At 34.0% G+C, this 1,449-nt stretch carries 1 protein-coding gene, 1 pseudogene and 1 other annotated feature; the gene and the pseudogene both read left to right on the top strand.

The features are described from left to right. Nucleotides 1–293: pseudogene (locus CAT7_RS11905) on the top strand (septum site-determining protein MinD); the annotation flags it as partial. Nucleotides 294–316: 23 nt separating this feature from the next. Further along, nucleotides 317–570 (top strand) — a binding site (T-box leader). 97 nt (nucleotides 571–667) lie between these two features. Next, nucleotides 668–1,449: amino acid ABC transporter substrate-binding protein (locus CAT7_RS11900; RefSeq protein ID WP_007725958.1), on the top strand; the 782-nt coding region annotated here is incomplete at its 3' end.

Raw genomic sequence — 1,449 nt, 5'->3', positions numbered from 1 at the left:
CACGTTTAATTATTAACCGCATTCGTAAACGAATGATGCAAGATGGAGAAGTAATGGATATTGATGAAATAACTAGACACTTATCCATTGATTTATTAGGAATCGTTTTTGATGATGATGATGTCGTCCGTTCTTCTAATAAAGGCGATCCAATTGTTTTAAATCCAAAAAACCCTGCTTCTCAAGGGTATCGTAATATTGCTCGTCGTATTTTAGGTGAAACAGTCCCTTTAATGACGTTAACAAAAGAAAAACCAACTTTTTGGCAAAAAATATTTGGCAAGCGCAAATAAATGTGCTATAGTGTTAAAAATGATTAAAAGCTTTGAAGAGAAAAAGTAAGTTTAGAAACTTTCTAGAGAGATTGCGGTGGTGGGAGCAATTAAGGAACTATACTGAAAACACATCTCTGAGCTGACAATTGAACGTAGTTTTTATTACAAGTAAATTGATTCGGGAGTACCCGTTATAGTACTAGCGTTTAGTAGTTGTGAACGCGATGAGGTAGTTTTCTGTGAAGAGACTACGAATAAAGGTGGAACCACGATATTGATATCAATCGTCCTTTGATTTTCTATTAGTAATAGAAAATCAAAGGGCTTTTTTTGTTTTTCAGGACTGCAGCTTGAAAACAATAAATAAATTAAAAAAAGGGAGAGAATATAAAATGAAAAATACAATGACAAAGGTAGTTTTAGGTTTAGGAATGGTAGGAATATTAGCAGGATGTGGAGCAGAAGAAACAGCAAAAGATTCATTCGATCAAATTAAAGAAGAAGGTACCTTAGTTGTAGGTCTAGATGACACATTTGCTCCAATGGGTTTTCGTGATAGTAATGGAGATATCGTCGGTTTCGACGTGGATTTGGCAAATGTAGTAGCTGAAAAATTGGATGTAGAAGTCGAATTTCAAGCGATTGATTGGGCTTTAAAAGAAACAGAGTTAAAAAGTGATAACATTGATGTGATATGGAATGGTTATACTATTACGGATGAAAGAAAAAAACAAGTTGATTTTAGTTCACCCTATTTAGAAAACAGTCAAATTATTATTGTTTTAGAAGATAGCGACATTCAAACTAAGGAAGATTTAAGTGGGAAAGTAGTAGCTGCCCAACAATCTTCTAGTGCAGTAGATGCTATTAATGCAGATGAGTCGAAAATAATAGAAAAATTCGCTAACCAAGAAGTTGTTCTTTATCCTTCCAATAATGATGTTTTCAATGATTTAGCTTCCGGAAGAAGTGACGCAATCGTTGTTGATGAAACGTTAGGTCGTTACTACATGAAGCAAAATGAAGAGATTAGTTATCGCGTATTAGAAGGTAACTTTGGCGAAGAAGAATATGCAGTTGGTACGCGTAAAGAAGACGATAAATTAACAGAAGCTATCAATGATGCTTTAGATGAAATGAAAACTGATGGCACATTTGATGAAATCTATGCAAA

The sequence above is a fragment of the Carnobacterium sp. AT7 genome (genome assembly GCF_000171855.1).
Classification (GTDB): domain Bacteria; phylum Bacillota; class Bacilli; order Lactobacillales; family Carnobacteriaceae; genus Carnobacterium_B; species Carnobacterium_B jeotgali.
The sequence above is the reverse complement of the archived record's forward strand: the minus strand, read 5'-3'. Positions and strand labels throughout refer to the sequence as shown.